Origin of the sequence: Rhodococcus sp. BP-241 (assembly GCF_019836145.1) — a bacterium.
Lineage (GTDB): Bacteria > Actinomycetota > Actinomycetes > Mycobacteriales > Mycobacteriaceae > Rhodococcoides.
Window position 1 is genome coordinate 331,749 of record NZ_JABUEI010000004.1, and the last position, 18,714, is coordinate 350,462.

General features: G+C 68.2%; 17 protein-coding genes. 7 read left to right on the top strand and 10 right to left on the bottom strand.

The features are described from left to right. Position 1: 1 nt before the first annotated feature. The 5 genes from HQ308_RS10765 to HQ308_RS10785 all read right to left on the bottom strand — a co-directional run bounded on the left by HQ308_RS10765 (position 2) and on the right by HQ308_RS10785 (position 5,309). Positions 2-1,084, bottom strand: coding sequence for an ABC transporter ATP-binding protein (locus tag HQ308_RS10765; RefSeq protein WP_222646376.1), 1,083 nt, complete (start codon positions 1,082-1,084; stop codon positions 2-4). Between the two features lie 18 nt (positions 1,085-1,102). Further along, positions 1,103-2,425 carry an ABC transporter substrate-binding protein gene (locus tag HQ308_RS10770; RefSeq protein WP_222632671.1) on the bottom strand — a complete coding sequence of 441 codons (1,323 nt, stop codon included), beginning with the start codon at positions 2,423-2,425 and terminating at the stop codon, positions 1,103-1,105. Positions 2,426-2,450: 25 nt separating this feature from the next. Then, positions 2,451-3,344 (bottom strand): carbohydrate ABC transporter permease, encoded by an 894-nt coding sequence (locus tag HQ308_RS10775; RefSeq protein WP_222637930.1) that lies wholly within the window; start codon positions 3,342-3,344, stop codon positions 2,451-2,453. Continuing rightward, positions 3,341-4,300 carry a carbohydrate ABC transporter permease gene (locus tag HQ308_RS10780; protein WP_051613419.1) on the bottom strand — a complete coding sequence of 320 codons (960 nt, stop codon included), beginning with the start codon at positions 4,298-4,300 and terminating at the stop codon, positions 3,341-3,343. The genes HQ308_RS10775 and HQ308_RS10780 overlap by 4 nt, the downstream gene beginning before the upstream one ends. Before the next feature lie 76 nt (positions 4,301-4,376). Beyond that, a complete protein-coding gene (locus HQ308_RS10785) occupies positions 4,377-5,309 on the bottom strand; it encodes a L,D-transpeptidase (protein ID WP_027506123.1) in 933 nt (310 codons plus the stop codon). Between the two features lie 219 nt (positions 5,310-5,528). Here HQ308_RS10785 and HQ308_RS10790 point away from each other — a divergent pair, with 219 nt between their 5' ends. Continuing rightward, a complete protein-coding gene (locus HQ308_RS10790) occupies positions 5,529-6,830 on the top strand; it encodes an EAL domain-containing protein (protein ID WP_235578864.1) in 1,302 nt (433 codons plus the stop codon). An 11-nt stretch (positions 6,831-6,841) separates the two neighbouring features. Here HQ308_RS10790 and HQ308_RS10795 read toward each other — a convergent pair whose 3' ends face one another. Further along, a complete protein-coding gene (locus HQ308_RS10795; RefSeq protein WP_222646377.1) occupies positions 6,842-7,852 on the bottom strand; it encodes a putative zinc-binding metallopeptidase in 1,011 nt (336 codons plus the stop codon). A gap of 152 nt (positions 7,853-8,004) precedes the next feature. On the opposite strand from HQ308_RS10795, the gene HQ308_RS10800 reads away from it, so the two are divergent. Together HQ308_RS10800 and nhaA are read left to right on the top strand one after the other, a co-directional pair. Continuing rightward, positions 8,005-8,565 (top strand): Dps family protein, encoded by a 561-nt coding sequence (locus tag HQ308_RS10800; protein ID WP_056441116.1) that lies wholly within the window; start codon positions 8,005-8,007, stop codon positions 8,563-8,565. Between the two features lie 115 nt (positions 8,566-8,680). After that, positions 8,681-10,525 carry a Na+/H+ antiporter NhaA gene (gene nhaA / locus HQ308_RS10805; RefSeq protein ID WP_261776018.1) on the top strand — a complete coding sequence of 615 codons (1,845 nt, stop codon included), beginning with the start codon at positions 8,681-8,683 and terminating at the stop codon, positions 10,523-10,525. A 6-nt stretch (positions 10,526-10,531) separates the two neighbouring features. Here nhaA and HQ308_RS10810 read toward each other — a convergent pair whose 3' ends face one another. Continuing rightward, the gene (locus HQ308_RS10810) at positions 10,532-11,617 is read right to left on the bottom strand and encodes a DNA polymerase domain-containing protein (protein WP_222646378.1); all 1,086 of its coding nucleotides are present in this window, start codon (positions 11,615-11,617) and stop codon (positions 10,532-10,534) included. 2 nt (positions 11,618-11,619) lie between these two features. Continuing rightward, entirely contained in the window at positions 11,620-12,672 is a 1,053-nt protein-coding gene (locus HQ308_RS10815) for an ATP-dependent DNA ligase (protein WP_222646379.1), read from the bottom strand. 53 nt (positions 12,673-12,725) lie between these two features. Here HQ308_RS10815 and HQ308_RS10820 point away from each other — a divergent pair, with 53 nt between their 5' ends. Continuing rightward, positions 12,726-13,337 carry a hypothetical protein gene (locus HQ308_RS10820; RefSeq protein ID WP_037185985.1) on the top strand — a complete coding sequence of 204 codons (612 nt, stop codon included), beginning with the start codon at positions 12,726-12,728 and terminating at the stop codon, positions 13,335-13,337. Beyond that, complete coding sequence (locus HQ308_RS10825; protein ID WP_222646380.1) at positions 13,271-14,761, top strand: MFS transporter; 1,491 nt, start codon at positions 13,271-13,273, stop codon at positions 14,759-14,761. The genes HQ308_RS10820 and HQ308_RS10825 overlap by 67 nt, the downstream gene beginning before the upstream one ends. A 3-nt stretch (positions 14,762-14,764) precedes the next feature. Here the strand turns inward: HQ308_RS10825 and HQ308_RS10830 are convergent, their stop codons facing one another. Further along, entirely contained in the window at positions 14,765-15,343 is a 579-nt protein-coding gene (locus HQ308_RS10830) for a sigma-70 family RNA polymerase sigma factor (protein ID WP_308115748.1), read from the bottom strand. A 231-nt stretch (positions 15,344-15,574) separates the two neighbouring features. Between HQ308_RS10830 and ilvD the strand changes: the two genes are divergently transcribed. Both ilvD and HQ308_RS10840 read left to right on the top strand, forming a co-directional pair. Next, entirely contained in the window at positions 15,575-17,308 is a 1,734-nt protein-coding gene (gene ilvD, locus HQ308_RS10835; RefSeq protein ID WP_222646382.1) for a dihydroxy-acid dehydratase, read from the top strand. Between the two features lie 138 nt (positions 17,309-17,446). Continuing rightward, positions 17,447-17,914: a DUF6764 family protein gene (locus HQ308_RS10840; protein ID WP_037185983.1), complete on the top strand. Its 468-nt coding sequence runs from the start codon at positions 17,447-17,449 to the stop codon at positions 17,912-17,914. Between the two features lie 87 nt (positions 17,915-18,001). Here the strand turns inward: HQ308_RS10840 and HQ308_RS10845 are convergent, their stop codons facing one another. After that, entirely contained in the window at positions 18,002-18,673 is a 672-nt protein-coding gene (locus HQ308_RS10845) for a S1 family peptidase (protein WP_027506112.1), read from the bottom strand. Positions 18,674-18,714 lie beyond the last annotated feature (41 nt).

Here is an 18,714-nt window from a genome sequence, read left to right on the forward strand (position 1 = left end):
TCTAGCGCAGGCGCAGGCCGGACTCGGGATCGAAGAAGTACACCTCACCCGCGTCCGGCCTGACGCGCAGGCGCTCGCCCGCACCGACCACGACGCGACGATCCACCCGCACCACCACGCGGCCACCGCGGGCCGTCCAGCCGGCGTCCGTCGGTCCGACCGAGTAGGCGAACGACTCCGCCCCCAGTTCCTCGACCAGCTCGGTGGCCAGCTCGACCGCCTCGGTGTCGGACTCGCCCACCAGTTCCCACGACTCGGGGCGGACCCCGACGACGATCCTCCCCTTGTGTGCGGCGGGCACCGGGATGCGCGCGCCACCCAGGACGGCGTGGCCGTCCACCACGTCCGTCTCGAGCAGATTCATCGCGGGCGAGCCGATGAACGACGCGACGAAGTCGTTGACCGGATTCGCGTACAGCTCACGGGGACTCGCGACCTGCTGCAGGAGTCCGCTCTTCAGGACCGCGACCCGGTCCCCCATCGTCATGGCCTCGACCTGATCGTGCGTCACGTACACCGTCGTCGTGCCGAGCCGGCGCTGCAACGACGCGATCTGCGACCTCGTGCTCACCCGGAGCTTCGCGTCCAGGTTGGAGAGCGGCTCGTCCATGCAGAACACCTCGGGGCGACGCACGATCGCGCGCCCCATCGCCACGCGCTGACGTTGGCCGCCGGACAGCTTGCCCGGACGCCGGCCGAGGAGGGGCTCGAGCTCGAGCATCCGAGCCGCCTCCTCGACGCGGACGGCCGTGTCCGCCTTCGACATTCCCGCGTTGCGCAGCGCGAATCCCATGTTCTCCGCCACCGTCATGTTCGGATACAGCGCGTAGTTCTGGAACACCATCGCGACGTCACGTTCCTTGGGTGCGAACCCGCTGACGTCCTTGCCGCCGATCTCGATGCGCCCGCTCTCGATCGCCTCGAGCCCGGCGAGCATGCGCAGGCTCGTCGACTTGCCGCATCCCGACGGTCCGACGAGCACGAGGAACTCGCCGTCCGCGATGTCCAGACTGAGCGCGTCCACCGAGGGAGTCGGTGCTCCCGCGTAGCGGTGGGTCGTCTCCACGAAATGTACCGAGGCCATGACAGAGGTGGTCCGCTTCTACTTGGGCAGCTTGGGAGTGATCTGGCGATCGATGATCTGCTGCAACTGATCCTGCACACCCGAGAACGTCGACGCGACGTCGGCGTTCTGCAGGGCGATCTGCTCGAGACCCGCACCGATGATCTGATCGCCGCCGGGCACGAACACGCGGGCGTAGTCCTGCGACCGGGTCCGCGCGAGCTGGTCCACCGCGGTCCGCGAGCGGGGGTTCTGCTCGAGGAACGCGACCTCGGAGGCGTCGGTGGCGGACGACTTGCGCACCGGCATGTAGCCGACGTTCTGCGAGAAGTACGCCGTGTTCTCGGTGTTGGTCACGAACTCGATGAACTTGAGCGCGTTGATCTTCCGCTCGTCCGGGATGTTCGCCGGGATGGCCAGTCCGGCGCCACCCGTCGGGCACCCGGGAGTGCCCGCCTCGGCGGGGAGGAACGCCGTGCCGAAGTCGAACTTCGCGTTCTTCGTGATGCCCGACAGGTCGCCGGTCGACGCGATGGTCGAGCCGAGCAGGCCCGCGGAGAAGTCGTTGGCGATGTCGTTGGACACGGCCGCGTACTTCTTCGTGTGGATCATGTCCTTGAGGAAGTTGCCGGCCTCGATGGTGCGCTCGTCGGTGAACTTCAGATCGAACTCGTCGGAGTAGCTGCCGCCGAACGTCCAGATCGGGCCCTCGAAGGTCCACCCCAGGTAGTCCTCCGCGTTGCCCCAGCCGTGCGCGAGCTTGCCGGATCCGATGGCGCGCTGGATCTCCGGGCCCCACTGGTCGAACTCCTGCCACGTGGCCGGCCCGCGATCCGGGAGTCCGGCAGCAGTCCACACCTCGCGGTTGTAGTAGAACAGCGGGGTCGAGCGGGCGTAGGGCAGCGCCCACGTCTTGTCGTTCCAGTTGTAATCGGCGACGAGCGAGTCGACGTAGTCGCTCGTGTTCACGCCCGCCTGCGAGAACAGGTCGTCCAGCGGCGAGATCGCGCCGAGCAACGCGAAGTTGAACCACCACACGTCCGAGAGCAGCACGACGTCCGGCAGCGACCCGCCCGACAGCGCCGCGTTGAACTTCTGCGCGATCTCCTCGTAGTTCTTGCCGCCGTCGACCATCTGCACCGTCAGGTCGGGATTGGCCGTCTGGAAGCGCGAGATGAGCTCGTTCTCGATGTCCTTCGAGCTACCCGGGTGGGACGACCAGAACGTGATCGTACTGGCATCGCCACCACCGGACGCCGACGAGCTGCTCGTCGAACTCGTTCCGGCACAGGCGGTGAGAGCGGCGCCCGCGGCGACGGCACCGGACAGTCCGAGGAATCCGCGGCGAGAGAATGGCTGCATCATGTGCTCCTTGTTCATAGGTTGGTCAGCCCTTGACGGCGCCGGAAGTGAGGCCCTTGATCATGTGACGCTGGAGAGCCAGGAAGACGATCAGAATGGGGAGCATCGTCAGGACGGTGCCGGCCATGACGGGCCCCCAGTTGGTGACGCCGTCGTTGTTCTGCAACTGGGTCAGGCCCACCGGCAGCGGCGCGACGGACGAGTCGTCCGACATCAGGAACGGCCAGAGGTACTCGTTCCACTCGTTCACCACGGTGATGGTGGCGAACGCGACCATGGTCGGGCCCGACAACGGCAGGACCACCCGGAACAGCAGGCGGACCGGGCCGGCGGCGTCCATGCGGGCGGCCTCGATGATCTCCTGCGGTATCGACAGGAAGTGGTTGCGCATGAGGAACGTTCCGAATGCCACGCCCGCCAGCGGCACGATGATGCCCTGGAAGGTGTTGCGCCACCCCAACTGCGCCACCAGCGCGTAGTTGGAGATCACCGTGATCTGGTTCGGCACCATCAGTGCCGCGATGATCACGAGGAAGACGATCGTCTTACCCGGAAAGCGCAGGAAGACGAGGCCGTAGGCGCTCAGCACGCCCAGCGCGAACTTCACGACGGCCAGGATGCTGGTGATGATCAGGGAGTTCTTCAGGAACGTCCAGAACGGAACGGTGGTCGTCGCCTCGTCGTAGTTCTCCGGGCGGAACACCGCGGGCCACCAGACCGACGGCTGCACGTAGATGTCACCGCGCTCCTTGAACGAGGTGACGACGATCCAGAAGAGCGGCAACCCGATGATGACGATGACCACGACCATCGCTGCGTAGCCGAAGAGTGCGGAGAGTCGACGACGGCGGGCGGCGTCCCGCGCCGGGCGGGCATCGTCGGCAGTGGCGGCGGCCGGCGCCCTGTCGATCACGCTCATCGCGCGTCACCTCGATCCATGACTCGCACCTGCAGGACGGTGATGATCAGCAGCACCAGGAACATGATCGTGGCGACGGTCGCGCCGTAGCCCGCCCGGAAGTTCCTGAATGACTCCTCGTACACCTGATAGACCATCGTGGTGGTGCCGGTACCCAGCGGACCGCCCCGCGTCATCACGTTGATGATGTCGAAGACCTGCAACGAGTTGAGCATGACCGTGATGGACAGGAAGAACGTGGTGGGACGCAGCTGAGGAAGCGTCACCTTGCGGAACGTCGTCCACCGACTGGCGCCGTCGATCTGCGCGGCTTCGGTCAAATCCTGCCGAAGACCCTGCAGCGCTGCGAGATAGATGACGAAGGCGTAGCCCAGGTTCTTCCACAGGTACGTCACGGTGATCATGAACAGCGCCCACCCGGGGCTCTGGTAGAAGTCCGGCACTCCCTCGAAGCCGAACCGCCGCATGACGTCCTGGATCAGGCCGAAGTTCGGATCGAACACGAACTGGAACGCCACACCGATGGCCGCGCCGGAGATGACGAACGGAGCGAAGACGGCCGAGCGGACGATGTTGCGGCCGCGCAACTTGCGATCGAGGAGCATCGCCAGGACGAGTCCGAGGAGCATGCTGCCCGCCACCGCCGCGATGGTGAAGATGACGGTGTTCGACACGATCTGCCACGTGTCGCTGCGCCCCCACCATTCGCGATAGTTCGAGAGACCGATGAAGGTCGACGTCGGCGACGAGATGTTCCAGTCGAAGAACGAGAGCCTGATGTTGTCCAGCAGCGGCCGGTAGGTGAACACGCCCAGCAGGACCAGGTTCGGCCCGACCAACACCAGGAACAGTGCGTAGTCGCGCCACGGTCGACGGAGGAAAGATCGTTGTGCGGGTGGCAGTTCCGGCAAGGTGCGCTGGACCACCGGCCGCGATCGCGGCGGGCTTGCTCTCACCGGTGGGACATTAGCGTAGGTAAAGCGAACGAATGGTGAACATGGACCGATCAGTATCGGTCCGAGATGTGATCGTTCAGAGTTGCCAGTCGCCGAGGCCGTCGCGGCCGTTCAGAATGCCGCCGTCGGTGTTCTGCACCACCACCGGATCACCCTTCTGGGCCGTCTCGAAGAACCATTTCGCGTCCTCGGTGCTGACGTTGAGGCAGCCGTGGCTGACGTTCTCGACACCCTGGCTGTCCACCGACCACGGCGCGGCGTGGACGAAGATGCCGCTGTTCGACATGCGGGTGGCGTACTCCACGTAGGTCCGGTAGCCCTCGGGCGCATCGACCGGCACGCCGTAGGTGGACGAGTCCATGTACATGTCGCGGAAACGCTCGCCGACGATGTAGGTGCCGTTGGGCGTCTCGTGGCCGACCTTGCCCATCGAGGTGGGCATGGTGCGCACCACCTCGCCGTTGCGCGTCACGGTGATGGTCTTGGTGTCGTCGTCGGCCGTCGTGACGATCGCGTCGCCGACGGTGAAGGTGGACGACGCATCTCCCGCGGTCACCGTCACGGTCGTGTTCGCCGGCCAGAAGACGTCGGGTCGCCAGCGGACCTGGCTGTCGGAGAACCAGAAGAAGCGGCCGGCGACGTCGCCGGCGGACGTGGTCACGTCGATCGCCCGCTCGGCGACCGCGCGGTCGTCGATCGGGGCGGCGAACCGGACGATGATCGGCTGCGCGACACCGACGACCTCACCTGCGGACGGGTTCAGCGCGGGAGCGGAGAAGTTCGCGGGACCACGCGGCGCCTCGACGGGTGCGGGCGGGGCGACCGGCGGTGTCGGGACACCGGGCGCGGGGGCGGTGATGCCGGGGATCGGCGGGAGCGAGATGTCCGGGCCACCGGGCCACAGCGGCGCCGCGGACGCGGGCACGGCCACCCCGACGGTGACGGCGGCCGCGGCGAGGACGCCTGCAGCCGAACGAGCGAGGAAACGAACCGAACGTCGAGCACCCATGCTTGTGAACCATCCCTAGCGAAGTCGCTTTACCTGATCGCACCGCAATTAACACATACGGGTGGTCCCCATCGCCAATCGGGTAATGTGGTGAGACACCCGGGAGGGCGCTGACTGCGCCGTGTCGGGATGACGTAGGACTCCTGTCAAACCACGGCGGCGGTCGAGGGTCGAGCACGTTCCTCGCGAACGCGCCGACATGACGGAAGGGCACACGCCGTGGTGATCGACGACCGAACCAACACAGCCGGAAGCAGGCCGGCCCGTCCCGTGCTGTTCTCCGGCGACCGGGACGGGGGCGGACTCAGCGATCTGCTCGGTCCCGAGAGCCTCCGCACGTCGTTCCAGCGCATCATCGATCTGCAGACCGATGCCATCGTCGGGTACGAGGCGGTCGTTCTGGGTCCCGCCGACTCGTCGTTCGCCGACCCCGTGTCACTCGCGTCGGCCGCGAAGTCGATGGGCATGACACCCGACCTCGACGCCGCGCGGTGGAACGGAGCGCTGAGCGAGGCCGCGCGCGCCGAGCTTCCTCGTGAACTGCCCCTGTTCATCGCGGTCGACCCCGACTCCCTCACGGAACTGCCCGATCTGCGGGACCACGACATGGGCGGCGCGGTGCTGCAGTTCGACGAGACCGCGCTCATCCGACGACCGGCGCACCTGATGCAGGTGGTCGCCGAGGTCCGACGACTCGGCTGGGCCATCGCCGTCGACCACGTGGGAGTACGGCCCGAGTCCCTCGCTCTGCTCCCGCTGCTCGAGCCGGACGTGATCAAGCTGGACCGGACCCTTCTGGCCACACGCCCCAATCGCTTCACGGCCCGCGTGGTCAACGCCGTCGCGGCCCAGGTGGAGCGCACCGGCGCCGTGGTCATGGCCGAGGGCATCGACACCCCACGAGCAGCGCTCACGGCGCAGGCCATGGGAGCGCGCGTCGGCGAGGGCTCCCTCTACGGATCGACCACCGACCTCTCCGTCGACAGTCCCGTGGGATCACCTCTCGAGTTCGAGATCGCACGCGATCGCGGCTTCACCCCGATGTCGACGCCGTACAACCTGGCTGCCGGCGGTCGCGACGTACGCCGCGCGAGCAAGCGTCTGCTCATCGAGATCAGCAAGAACCTCGAGGCGATGGCGACCGACAGCCAGCAGACCGCGCTGATGCTCGGAGCGTTCCAGCACGTCAAGCACTTCACGCCCATCACCGGACGACGGTGGGAGCTGATGGCCATGAACGCGACGCTCGTCGGCGCGCTCGCGGAGAACATCGGCACCGAGCCTGCCCCGAAGATCCGCGGCGCCAACCTCGCCGCGTCGGACGCGTTGCGCGAGGAATGGGACGTCGTCGTGCTGACGCCCCACTTCTCCGCGGTGCTCGCGGCCCGCGACCTCGGCGACACCGGACCCGACATGGAACGTCGGTACGACTACGTGCTGTCCCACGACACGACGCTGACCATCGAGTGCGCGCGGTCCCTCATCGCCCGGCTGCCTCCCGAACGAAGCGGTTCCTGGTAGAAGGCGCCTGCTCAGACCTCGTCGGGGACGATGACGGAGTGGACGAAGCGCATCTTCTCCAGCACCTTCGCCGGCAGGACGAAGGGGTAGAGGTCCTGGTGTCCCATGGACCTGTTCAGCTGGTTGAGTGCCCACGTCAGCGGTAGCCACCAGTCGATGATCCGGCTGAAACCGACGTCTCCGGCCAGTGGCGCCTCGAAGGTGGATCCGGCGGGCGCGAAGGCGTAGGCCGCAGCGGTGTCCAGGGTGTCCCGGATGTGCAGGTAGTGGGCGAACGTCTCCGCCCAGTCCTCGGCCGGATGCATCGTCGCGTAGGACGACACGTAGTTCTTCTTCCAGCCGTCCGGTGCACCCTCGCTGTAGTGCCGATCCAGTGCCGCCTGGTAGTCGTCGTCCGGGTTGCCGAAGAGTTCCTCGAACCGCGCGCGATGCTCACCGCTGCCGATCAGCACCATCTGATAGAAGTGGCCGATCTCGTGCCGGAAGTGGCCGACGAGCGTGCGATAGGGCTCGTCCATCGACACCCGCAGCTGCTCGCGGTGCACGTCGTCGCTCTCGGCGAGGTCCAGCGTGATCAGACCGTTGGCATGACCGGTGATGACGTTGCGGTTGGCGCTCGAGAGCAGGTCGAACGCGAGACCACCCTCGGGGTTCTCGTCCCGCCCGATGATCGGCAGGTGCAACTCGTCGAGCTCGAGCACCACCCGGCGCTTCGCCGTCTCCGCGGAGGCGAACTCGGCGATGGCCTCCTGGTCGGAGTCGGCGGGCCGCGTGCGGGTGAGGGCGCAGGACAGGCACAGCGTGTCCCCGTCCGTCGCGTCGACCAACCAGTTGCACTGCGCCAACCTGATGTTGGCGCAGCGTCGCCAGGTGGTGCCGTCCACGACCACGGACAGATCGTCGTCGAGCACCTGCATGCTGCGACTCGGCAGGTGGAATCCCAGCCTGCTGTCACAGCTCAGGCAGATGGAGTTCTCGAACGACAGCTGTTGACCGCACTTGCGGCAGAAGAAGACTCGCATGACTCGTGGAACACCCTTCTCGACAACGCTACGACGCTCAGCCTACGCAGATGCGGGGTCGCTCCGGACCACACCGAGACCATGCCCCCGAGCCGGTGTGACCTGCGACGCCGGGGGGTTTGAACGAGGGGCCGACGGTGAATCCACGGTGCATGACTGACACGACGCAGAAGACGGCCTCGTACACCGTTCCCGGCATGGACGTCGCCGACGGTGCCCATGTGGCGGAGGTCCTCCAGGACCGCCTCAACGCCCTGAACGACCTGCATCTGACGCTCAAGCACGTGCACTGGAACGTCGTCGGACCCAACTTCATCTCCGTCCACGAGATGCTGGATCCCCAGGTCGAGGCCGTGCGCGGCTTCGCCGACGACGTCGCGGAGCGCATCGCGACGCTGGGCTCGTCCGCACTCGGCACCCCCGGCACCATCGTCTCGCAGCGCAAGTGGGACGACTACAGCATCGGCCGCGCGCCGGCCATCGAGCACCTCGGCGCGCTCGACCTCGTCTACACCGGCGTGATCTCGGACTACCGCGCAGCGATCGAGGAGGTCGGCAAGGTCGACCCCGTCACCGAGGACCTGCTCATCGGACACAGCGGCCAGCTGGAGCTGTTTCACTGGTTCGTGCGTGCACACCTCGAGAACGCGGGTGGCCAGCTCTCGACGGCCGGCGCCGGTTCCGAGAAGGAAGCGGCACGCGACGCGAGCTGACACTCCGTCTCCACCGTACGAGCTCACAGCGCTGCACCCCGCGAGGGGTGCGGCGCTGCTGTAGTTTCGTGCGGTGACGGAGTCGATCACCGCGCATCGGACGCGGTTCAGAGGCCTGGTCGACAAGATCGCCGACGCGCGTCGGGGAGACAGCAGCGAGACCGTCGCTGCCGCGTTCCTCCTCGTCGCCACCGTGGTGGCGCTGATCTGGGCGAACTCGCCGTGGGGTGAGACCTACCAGTCGTTCTGGCACACCCCGCTGTCGATCACGCTGGGTGATCAGGGCATCGAGCTCGACCTGCAGCACTGGGTCAACGACGGTCTGATGGCTCTGTTCTTCTTCGTCGTCGGGCTCGAGGTGAAGCGGGAGTTCGCCATGGGCGAGCTCCGCGACCGGTCCCGCGCCGCCGTTCCCATCGTGGCGGCGATCGCCGGGCTCGCACTGCCCGCGGCGTTGTTCCTTCTCCTCAATCCCACCGGGCCCGAAGCCGCGGCGTGGGGTGTCGTGATCTCGACCGACACCGCGTTCGTGGTCGGGCTCCTCGCGGTCGTCGGACCCGCCCGAGCCGTGCGTCTGCGCATCTTCCTGCTGACCCTCGCCGTCGCCGACGACGTCGGCGCACTCGCCATCATCGCGGTGTTCTACACCGACGAACTGCGGATCGGGCCCCTGCTCGTGTCCGTGGTGGGCCTCGCTCTGATCGCGTCGCTGCGCGGCCTGCGGGTGTGGCGCGGCGCGGGCTACGGACTCGTCTCGGTGGTCACCTGGGTCGCCATGTACGAGTCCGGCGTCCACCCCACTCTCGCGGGCGTCATGATCGCCCTGATCCTGCCCGTCTACCCGCCGCGGCGGCGTGAGGTGGAACATGCCGCCGCGCTGACCCGGGCGTTCCGACAGTCCCCCAATCCGGAGTACGCCCGCGCCGCGCGGCTCGGACTCGAGCGCGCCGTCTCGGTGAACGAGCGGCTGATGCGGCTCTACCAGCCGTACACGGCCTTCATCATCGTGCCGATCTTCGCCCTCGCGAACGCGGGTGTGGTCCTGAGCTCGGAGACGCTGCGTGCCGCCGCCACGTCGTCGCTGACCTGGGGCATCGTCGTCGGCCTGGTGCTCGGCAAGTTCGTCGGCATCACGACGGCGAGCGCGGTGTTCGCGAAGCTCCGGCCGGGATCCATGACGCCGGGGCTCACCTTCCCCCAGATCGCCGGCGGCGCCGCGCTCTCCGGCGTGGGATTCACCATCTCGCTGTTCATCGTCGATCTCGCGCTGGACGACCCGGCTCTTGCAGATCACGCCCGCGTCGGCGTGCTCAGTGCCTCCGTGATCGCCGCGCTGCTCGGCTGGCTGGTGTTCTCGCTCGGCAACCGATTCGCGCCGCCGCCCGCGGAACCGTCACTGGACCTCCTCCGCCGCGTGAGCCCGAAGCGGGACCACATCCGCGGACCGGTGGACGCGCCGCTCACCATCGTGGAGTACGGCGATTTCGAGTGCCCGTTCTGCAGCAAGGCGACCGGAAGCACGCGCGAGGTGCGGGAACACTTCGGAGACCAGGTGCGCTACATCTTCCGCCACTACCCGCTCGACGACTACCACCCGCATGCCCGGTACGCGTCCGAGGCGTCGGAAGCTGCTGCGGCACAGGGCAAGTTCTGGGAGATGCACGACACGCTGTTCCTGCACAGCGACGCCCTCGAGCGCGACGACATCGACCGCTACGCCGCGGACCTCGGGCTCGACATGGATCGCTTCGAGGACGACCTCCGGACCGGCGACTTCGTCACCCGCGTCGAGGACGACGAACTCGACGCGCTCACCAGCGAGCTACCGGGGACACCGACGTTCTATCTCGGCGTCGAGGGCCGGGTTCCGCAGCGCCACAGCGGCCCACACGACGCCGCGACCATCATCCGCGAGCTCGAGGCGATGCGCGCAGCCGCCCGCCGGCCTGTCGCCGACTGACGTCGCCTACTCCTGCGCCCGGTTGCCGTCCTCGTCCCAATGGGCGGCCACCTTCTTCGACGGCTGGACGCGGGGCGGCTCGCCGGGCATCTTGGGGTAGTCCGGGGGGAAGTTGAGTTCGCCGCCGGGCAGCGTCTCCCACAGATCGAGCAGCGGAGCCAACGAGTACGCCTCGTCGTCCATCGACGCCCAGGGATCGCCGTCCTGCAGGTAGTCGGGGACGGTGACCAGGGAGTACTCGCGGGGGTCGCTGGTCTCGGCGAGGCGCTCCCAGGTCAGCGGCGTCGACACCGGGGCGCCGGGACGCGCCCGCAGACTCCACGCACTCGCGATGGTGCGGTCCCTGTTGTTCTGGTTGTAGTCGATGAAGAGGCGCGCACCGCGCTCCTCCTTCCACCAGGCCGTGGTCACGCCGTCGTCGCGGCGTTCGAGTTCACGGCCCAGGCCGATCGCGGCGTGACGCACGTCCTCGAACGTCCACTCCGGCCGGATCCGCACGTACACGTGGATGCCGCGGTTGCCACTGGTCTTCGGGTAGCCACGAAGACCCATTTCCTCCAACAGTTCTCGCGTCACCAGAGCGACGCGGCGGGCGTCGGTGAACGAGGTTCCCGGCTGGGGGTCGATGTCGATGCGCAACTCGTCGGGACGGTCGACCTCGGGCCGACGGACCGGCCACGGGTGGAAGGTCAGGGTGCCCATCTGGGCGGCCCACACCAGCGACGCCGGCTCGGTGGGACACAGTTCCTCTGCGCGCCTCCGGCTCGGGAACGTGATCTCGACGGTCTCGACGAAATCGGGTGCACCTCTGGGCAATCGCTTCTGATAGAAGCCGTCGCCACCCTTGTCCTGCGGGCCGGTGGCCAGGCGCATCCCGTCGCGATACCCGTCGGGCCAGCGCTCCATCGCGGTGGGACGGTCCCCCAGGGCGCGCATCAACGGCTCGCCCACCGTCGAGAAGTACTCGCACACCTGCAGTTTGGTGATGTCCGGTGTGCGGTCCGTGGCCTCGTAGATGATGCGGTCCGGACTCGAGACCTTCACCTCACGCTCGCCGACCTGCAGCATCACGGGCGTCGACTTCGCGGCCACGGTCAGGACCTCTCGAGGATGTCGGAGACGTCGTAGTCCGCGGGCACGTCGAGCTGGTCGTACGTGCAGCTCAGCGGATCCCGGTCGGGGCGCCAGCGGACGAAGCGCGCGGCGTGGCGCAGCCTGGACTTCTCCATCTGGTCGTAGGCCACCTCGAGAACCCGCTCGGGCCGCACCGGGATCCACGTACGGTCCATGCCGGAGCGCCAGCGGGTCTGCTCGCCGTCGGAGACGATGTCGTCACCGAGCCGCAACGGTTCCAGTTCCTCGAGGTAGGACAACCGCTTCGCGTCCGTGAACGCGGACGCGCCGCCGATCATCTGGAGCTGGTGACCGTTGTAGAGACCCAGCAGCATCGACCCGATACCGTTGCCGCTCTTGTGAATGCGGTACCCGATGAGAACGCAGTCGGCCGTGCGGGCGTGCTTGACCTTGATCATCTCGCGCTTGTTCGGCACGTACACGCCGTCGAGCCGCTTGGCCACGACCCCGTCCAGTCCCGCTCCCTCGAACCGGTCGAACCAGTCGGTGGCCAGAGCGGCGTCCGCGGTCACGCGCGTCACGTGGCACCGCGGCTCGGTCCGACCCGTGTCGAGGATCGTCTCCAGGCGGGCACGCCTCTCGGCGAAGGGAAGACCGGTCAGGTCCTCGTCACCGAGAGCCAGGAGATCGAATCCGATGAACTGCGCGGGGGTCTTCTCGGCCAGCATCCGCACGCGACTGTCGGCGGGGTGGATCCGCTCGGACAGCGAGTCCCAGTCGAGCCGCCACGATCCGTCGGTCTCGAGAGCGACCACCAGCTCGCCGTCGACGACACATCGTTCGGGCAGTTCCTCGCGCACGGCGTCGACCATCTCCGGGAAGTACCGGGCCAGGTCCTTACCACCGCGTGACCCGAGCACCACCTCGTCCCCGTCACGGAAGACGATCGTGCGGAAGCCGTCCCACTTCGGCTCGTAGGACCACGCCGGATCCCCCGAGTCGGGCTGGTCGGGGACCGTCTTGGAGGCCTTGGCGAGCATGGGCTGCAACGGGGGTGAAACGGGGAGGTCCACCGCTCAATACTTACACGTCGGACAAACGGCGCAACGGGCTTACAGTGTCGTCCATGACGATTTCTCGGCGACCGGGAACGCGGCGCGCTCCGGCCGTTCTCCTCGTGCTGACGGCGGTCGCCCTGCTGGCAGGATGCTCGTCGACGATCACCGGTACCCCCGTCGCTCAGCAGGGCTCCGTACCCGCGTCCGAGGTGCCCGAGTTGCCGAACGATTCGATCCTCCCGCCGGTCCCCACCACTGCGTCCGGCACCGGCGGCGACGTCTCCATCGACGCGCAGGCGGGTGACTGCGTGCGTCTCGGCGGCACGGTCGACGAGGCCACCATCGAGGAGGCCGCGTGCGGGTCTCCCGAATCGAACTACCGCGTGGTGTCTGCCGAGGTCTCCACCGACTTCTGTCCCGGTGACGTCGACCAGACGTACTACGAGACGCTCGCCGGCATCGAGCAGGGCGCGCTGTGCCTCGACATCGACTTCGTGGTCGGGGGATGCATGGATCTGGGCACGCCCGACCCGGAGCGCTCGGACTGCGACGCCCCGATGATCGGCGGTGTCCGGGTCGTCGACGTCCTGCAGGGCACGACCGACGCGTCGGAATGCCCGTCGTCACGCAGTTACGTCTACGACGAGCGCGCCTTCGTCGTCTGTCTCGACGACCAGTGACCTCGCCCTCGCCGACCGTCCCCCTGTCGTCGGCGCGCGGCCGGTGGATCGTGCTGGCCACGGTGCTGGGATCGACCCTGTCGCTGCTCGACGGAACCGTGGTCACCATCGCCCTCCCCGACATCGGGACCGAACTGGGCGCCGACGTCAGCGGGCTGCAGTGGACGGTCACCGGCTACACCCTGACGCTCGCCGCGTTCGTGCTGCTGGGCGGCTCGCTCGGCGACCGTGTCGGACGGCGGCGCATCTTCGTCCTGGGCACGATCTGGTTCGCGGTCGCGTCGGTCGCGTGCGGTCTGGCGCCGAACGTCGAGTTCCTCGTGCTCGCTCGTGTCGTGCAGGGCATCGGCGCTGCGTTGGTGACGCCGGGTTCGCTGGCGATCCTGTCGGCCTCGATCGACCCGAAGGATCGGGGTGCGGCCATCGGCCTGTGGTCGGGCTTCGGTGGCATCGGGTCCGCGGTGGGCCCGCTGCTGGGCGGCTGGCTCGTGGAGATCGCCGGGTGGCGGTCCATCTTCCTGCTCAACGTGCCGCTCGCCGTCGCGGTCGTCGTCGTCGCGGTGCGCCACGTGCCCGAGACGCGAGACCCCGAGACCTCCGGCCGACTCGACGTCCCCGGAGCTGCCGTCGTCGCCCTCGCTCTCGCGGCACTGACCTACGGGGCGATCGACGGACGGTGGCCGATCATCGCGATCGGCCTGGTCGGCATGGCCGTGTTCGTGGTCGTCGAGCGCCGGACGGCCCACCCTCTGGTGCCGCCGTCGCTCTTCTCGTCCAGGGTCTTCGTCGCGGCGAACATCGTGACCTTCGCGGCCTACGCCGCGCTCGGCGGCGTGTTCTTCCTGCTGCTGCTGCAACTGCAGGTCGCGCTCGGCTACTCGGCCCTCGCCGCCGGCACGGCGACACTGCCGATCACCGCGGCGCTCCTCCTGCTGTCGGCGCGCGCCGGCGCGCTGGCCGGCCGCATCGGACCTCGTCTGCCCATGACGGTGGGACCACTGATGGCCGCGGTCGGGCTGGTACTCATGGTCCGCATCGAGCCGGGATCGACCTACGTCGGTGCCGTGCTGCCGGCCGTCGTCGTGTTCGGCGTGGGGCTCTCCCTGCTCGTGGCGCCACTCACCGCGGCCGTCATCGGTGCGGCACCGGCATCGCACGCGGGTACCGCGTCCGCGGTGAACAACGCGGTCGCGCGCACGGCTCAACTGCTCTCGGTCGCCGCGATTCCCGGCATCGTCGGCATCTCCGGGCAGCTGGATCCCGCGCAGTTCTCCTCGGGATTCCGCGCCGCGATGCTCATCTGTGCGGCCATGCTGACTCTCGCCGGGGCACTCGCCGCCGTCTCGATCCGCACACCTCGCCCGACGGGTCGCACACCGATGCACTGCGACGTGTCCGGACCACCCGTGACGGACGGCCGCTGACGGTCACTCCGCCAGGCAGGCCACGCGAGGATCGACGCGCATCTTTGCGAGTGCGCTGCGGATCCGCGACTTCATCGTCGACACAGGCACGCCCATACGATCGGCGGCCTCCGCATACGTGAGACCTTCGAAGAACGCCATGAACAGGCATTCCCGCTGCCGGCCACTCAGTTCCTGCATCGCGTCGAGCACCGGACGGCGGTCGAGGAAGCGGTCCGACGAGTCGTGAATCCCCACGGCGGCGTCGAGCATCGCGTACTTCGACTCGCGATCGGTCCGCGACTGCTCGGACCGCACGCGGTCGATGGCTCGCCGGTGCGCCATGGTCACCAACCACGCCGCCGGCGACCCCTGTTCGGGCGAGAACGTGGGGGCCTTCTGCCACACCTCGAGGTAGACGTCCTGGACGCACTCCTCGGAGAATCCACGATCGCGGAGCACCCGGAGCACGGCTCCGTAGACGCGGGAGGACGTCGCGTCGTAGAACCGGGCGAACGCCTCACGGTCACCACGGCCGACGGCCTGCAGCAGAGCCGACAGTTCCGCCGTCGAGCGAGCCGCGGGCCGAGGCGCGGGAGACACCGCCGAATCATCCGTAAGCGGCTGTGCAACAAGTGTATTCACGGTCTTCACCTCGATCCGTCGAACGCGGGACGTGCTCTCGATAGGCATGACGATGCCAGCGCTACCACGCGGTAGCGCATCGCGAGTGTCGCGATCGGGTCACTGGTTGATAACGGAACGGTCACGGTGGCTGAGGTCGAGTCCGGTGCCCGATGATCGGTGATTCCGGTGCGGTCTAGGGTTTTTGCCATGAGCAGCACCCCCGCAGACGCCACCACCTCCACCAGCGCCGACACGGCCGACGTCAAGCCCCGCAGCCGCGACGTCACCGACGGTCTCGAGAAGACCGCAGCGCGCGGCATGCTGCGCGCGGTCGGCATGGGCGACGCGGACTGGGGCAAGTCCCAGATCGGCGTCGCGTCGTCGTGGAACGAGATCACCCCGTGCAACCTCTCGCTCGATCGCCTGGCGAAGGCGGTCAAGGAGGGTGTGCACACGGGCGGCGGCTATCCCCTCGAGTTCGGCACCATCTCCGTGTCCGACGGCATCTCCATGGGCCACGAGGGCATGCACTTCTCGCTGGTCTCCCGTGAGGTCATCGCCGACTCGGTCGAGACCGTGATCAGCGCCGAGCGCCTCGACGGCTCCGTGCTGCTGGCCGGCTGCGACAAGTCGCTGCCCGGAATGCTCATGGCGGCCGCGCGCCTCGACCTCGCGAGCGTCTTCCTCTACGCGGGCTCCACTCTTCCCGGTTTCGCGACGCTCTCGGACGGCAGCGAGCACCAGGTCACCATCATCGACGCGTTCGAGGCCGTCGGCGCCTGCTCGCGCGGCCTGATGTCGCGTGAGGACGTCGACACCATCGAACGCGCGATCTGCCCCGGCGAGGGCGCCTGTGGCGGTATGTACACCGCCAACACGATGGCCAGCGCGGCCGAGGCCATGGGCATGTCGCTCCCCGGCAGCGCCGCCCCGCCCGCTCCCGACAAGCGTCGCGACGGATTCGCTCGTGCCAGCGGCGAGGCCGTCGTCGAACTGCTGCGTCGCGGCATCACCACGCGCGACATCATGACGAAGGAAGCGTTCGAGAACGCCATCGCCGTCGTCATGGCCTTCGGCGGTTCCACGAACGCCGTGCTGCATCTGCTCGCGATCGCGTACGAGGCAGGTGTCGAACTCACCCTCGACGATTTCGTCCGCGTCGGCGCCAAGGTGCCGCACCTCGCCGACGTGAAGCCGTTCGGCCGCCACGTCATGACCGACGTCGATCGCATCGGCGGCGTTCCCGTCGTCATGAAGGCCTTGCTCGACGCCGGCCTGCTGCACGGCGACTGCCTCACGGTCACCGGCAAGACGGTGGCGGAGAATCTCGCCGACATCGCCCCGCCGGATCCCGACGGTCTGGTGCTGCGCGCGATGAGCGAGCCGATCCACCCGACCGGCGGCATCACGATCCTGAAGGGCTCGCTGGCTCCCGGCGGCGCCGTCGTGAAGTCGGCAGGCTTCGACTCCGACGTCTTCGAGGGCACCGCCCGCGTCTTCGAGCGTGAGCGCGCCGCGATGGACGCTCTCGAGGACGGCACCATCACGTCCGGCGACGTCGTCGTCATCCGGTACGAGGGCCCCAAGGGCGGCCCGGGCATGCGCGAGATGCTGGCGATCACCGGAGCCATCAAGGGCGCGGGCCTCGGCAAGGACGTCCTGCTGATGACCGACGGTCGGTTCTCGGGTGGCACGACGGGCCTGTGTGTCGGGCACATCGCTCCCGAGGCCGTCGACGGCGGACCGATCGCGTTCGTCCGCGACGGCGACCGCATCCGCCTGGACGTCGCGAACGGCACGCTCGACCTGCTGGTCGAGGACGCCGACCTCGAGTCACGCAAGGCGGAGTGGGCACCGCTTCCGCCTCGCTACACCCGTGGCGTGCTGGCCAAGTACTCCAAGCTCGTGGGGTCCGCGTCGCAGGGCGCCGTCTGCAGCTGAGACCGTGCGGTGACAAGACCGTGACCTGACCGTGACCATCGGCGGAGTTGGCTGATACCGGGCGGGGGCATCCTTCGAGGACAAGACGCGGCAACGATCGTTGCCGTCGATCGTTTTCGGGAGAGGGCAACCCACGTCATGTCAGTCGTCAAGAGAACCATCGCCGGAGCGTTCACCGTCGCACTCGGTGTCGCCGCATTCCTGCCCGCCACCGCCTCGGCCGCACCGGTCACGGCATGCCAGGCACCGTTCGGTGCGGACGCCGTGCCCGCCGGTGGCCTGTGCTCGGCGACCAGTGACGCCTCCAGCGCCGCTGCCGCCTACGGTGACGCGTCCGCCGACGCCAGCCGCAACGCCCTCGCCCTGGCGCTCGGCCTCAACGGCGGCATCGCCAGCAGCTCGGCCGTCGGTTACGCGGCACCGGCCGCCATCGCGTTCGGACCGGGTTCCGTCGCCGAGGCACTCGGCCTGAACCCGGGTCTGTCCATCGCCATCGCGGCACCGGGCTCGACCGTCACGGTCGACTCCCTCGGCGGCGTCACCTGCGACGGCCCCGGATTCGCCGGCGACCTCACCACGCTGAAGGCGTGCCTGCGCGTCAACTGATCCACAGCTCCACCCAGCCGACACCACGAAGGCCGTGACCCCCTCTCGGGAGTCACGGCCTTCGTGGTGTGGCTGGGTGTCCGGCGATCAGCCCGTGACGGTGAACCCGGTACCGACGCCGCCGCCGCGGTTGATGTCGTCGAGCACCGTCTGGATGTTGGTGCCCACCTCGGGACCGATGCACGGGATGCCCAGGTACGCGTTGACCATGCCCACCAACGTGGTGCCGGCGACGACGGGGCCGCCCGAGTCACCCTGCTGGACGCAGATCTGCGTGTAGGTGCGGTCGTTCTGGAAGAGCTCCCCGTAGGTGATGCCGCACGTGTTGCCGGTGGTGCGGCCCTCCTTGCACATGATGCCGGGGAACGTCGCGGGCGCCCCCACGCCCGTGATGGTCACGTTGCCGACGCGGTTAGTCGGTGCGACGCGGCCCCGATCGAACTCGATGACGGCGTAGTCGAGGCCGGGGACCGAGCTCACGATGCGGCCGACGGCGCCCGCGTCGGGCAGGTACTCGGCGCCGATCAGATCACCGGGAACACCGCAGTGACCTGCGGTGATGCCGACGAGTCGACCGGCGGCGTCGTTGCCGATGGTGGTCAGTGTGCAGTCGAACTTGCCCTTGCCGGTGCTGTCTGCGACGAGCACTCCGGATCCGCCACCGAGCACGGCGACGGGTGCGGCCGACGCGGTTCCGGCGCCGATCCCGCCGGCGAGCGCCAGCGCTGTGGTGGCAACGAGCACGAGTTTCTTGAGCATGTATCCCCTCCGAGGTCACGCACACCGTAGCAATACGCGGG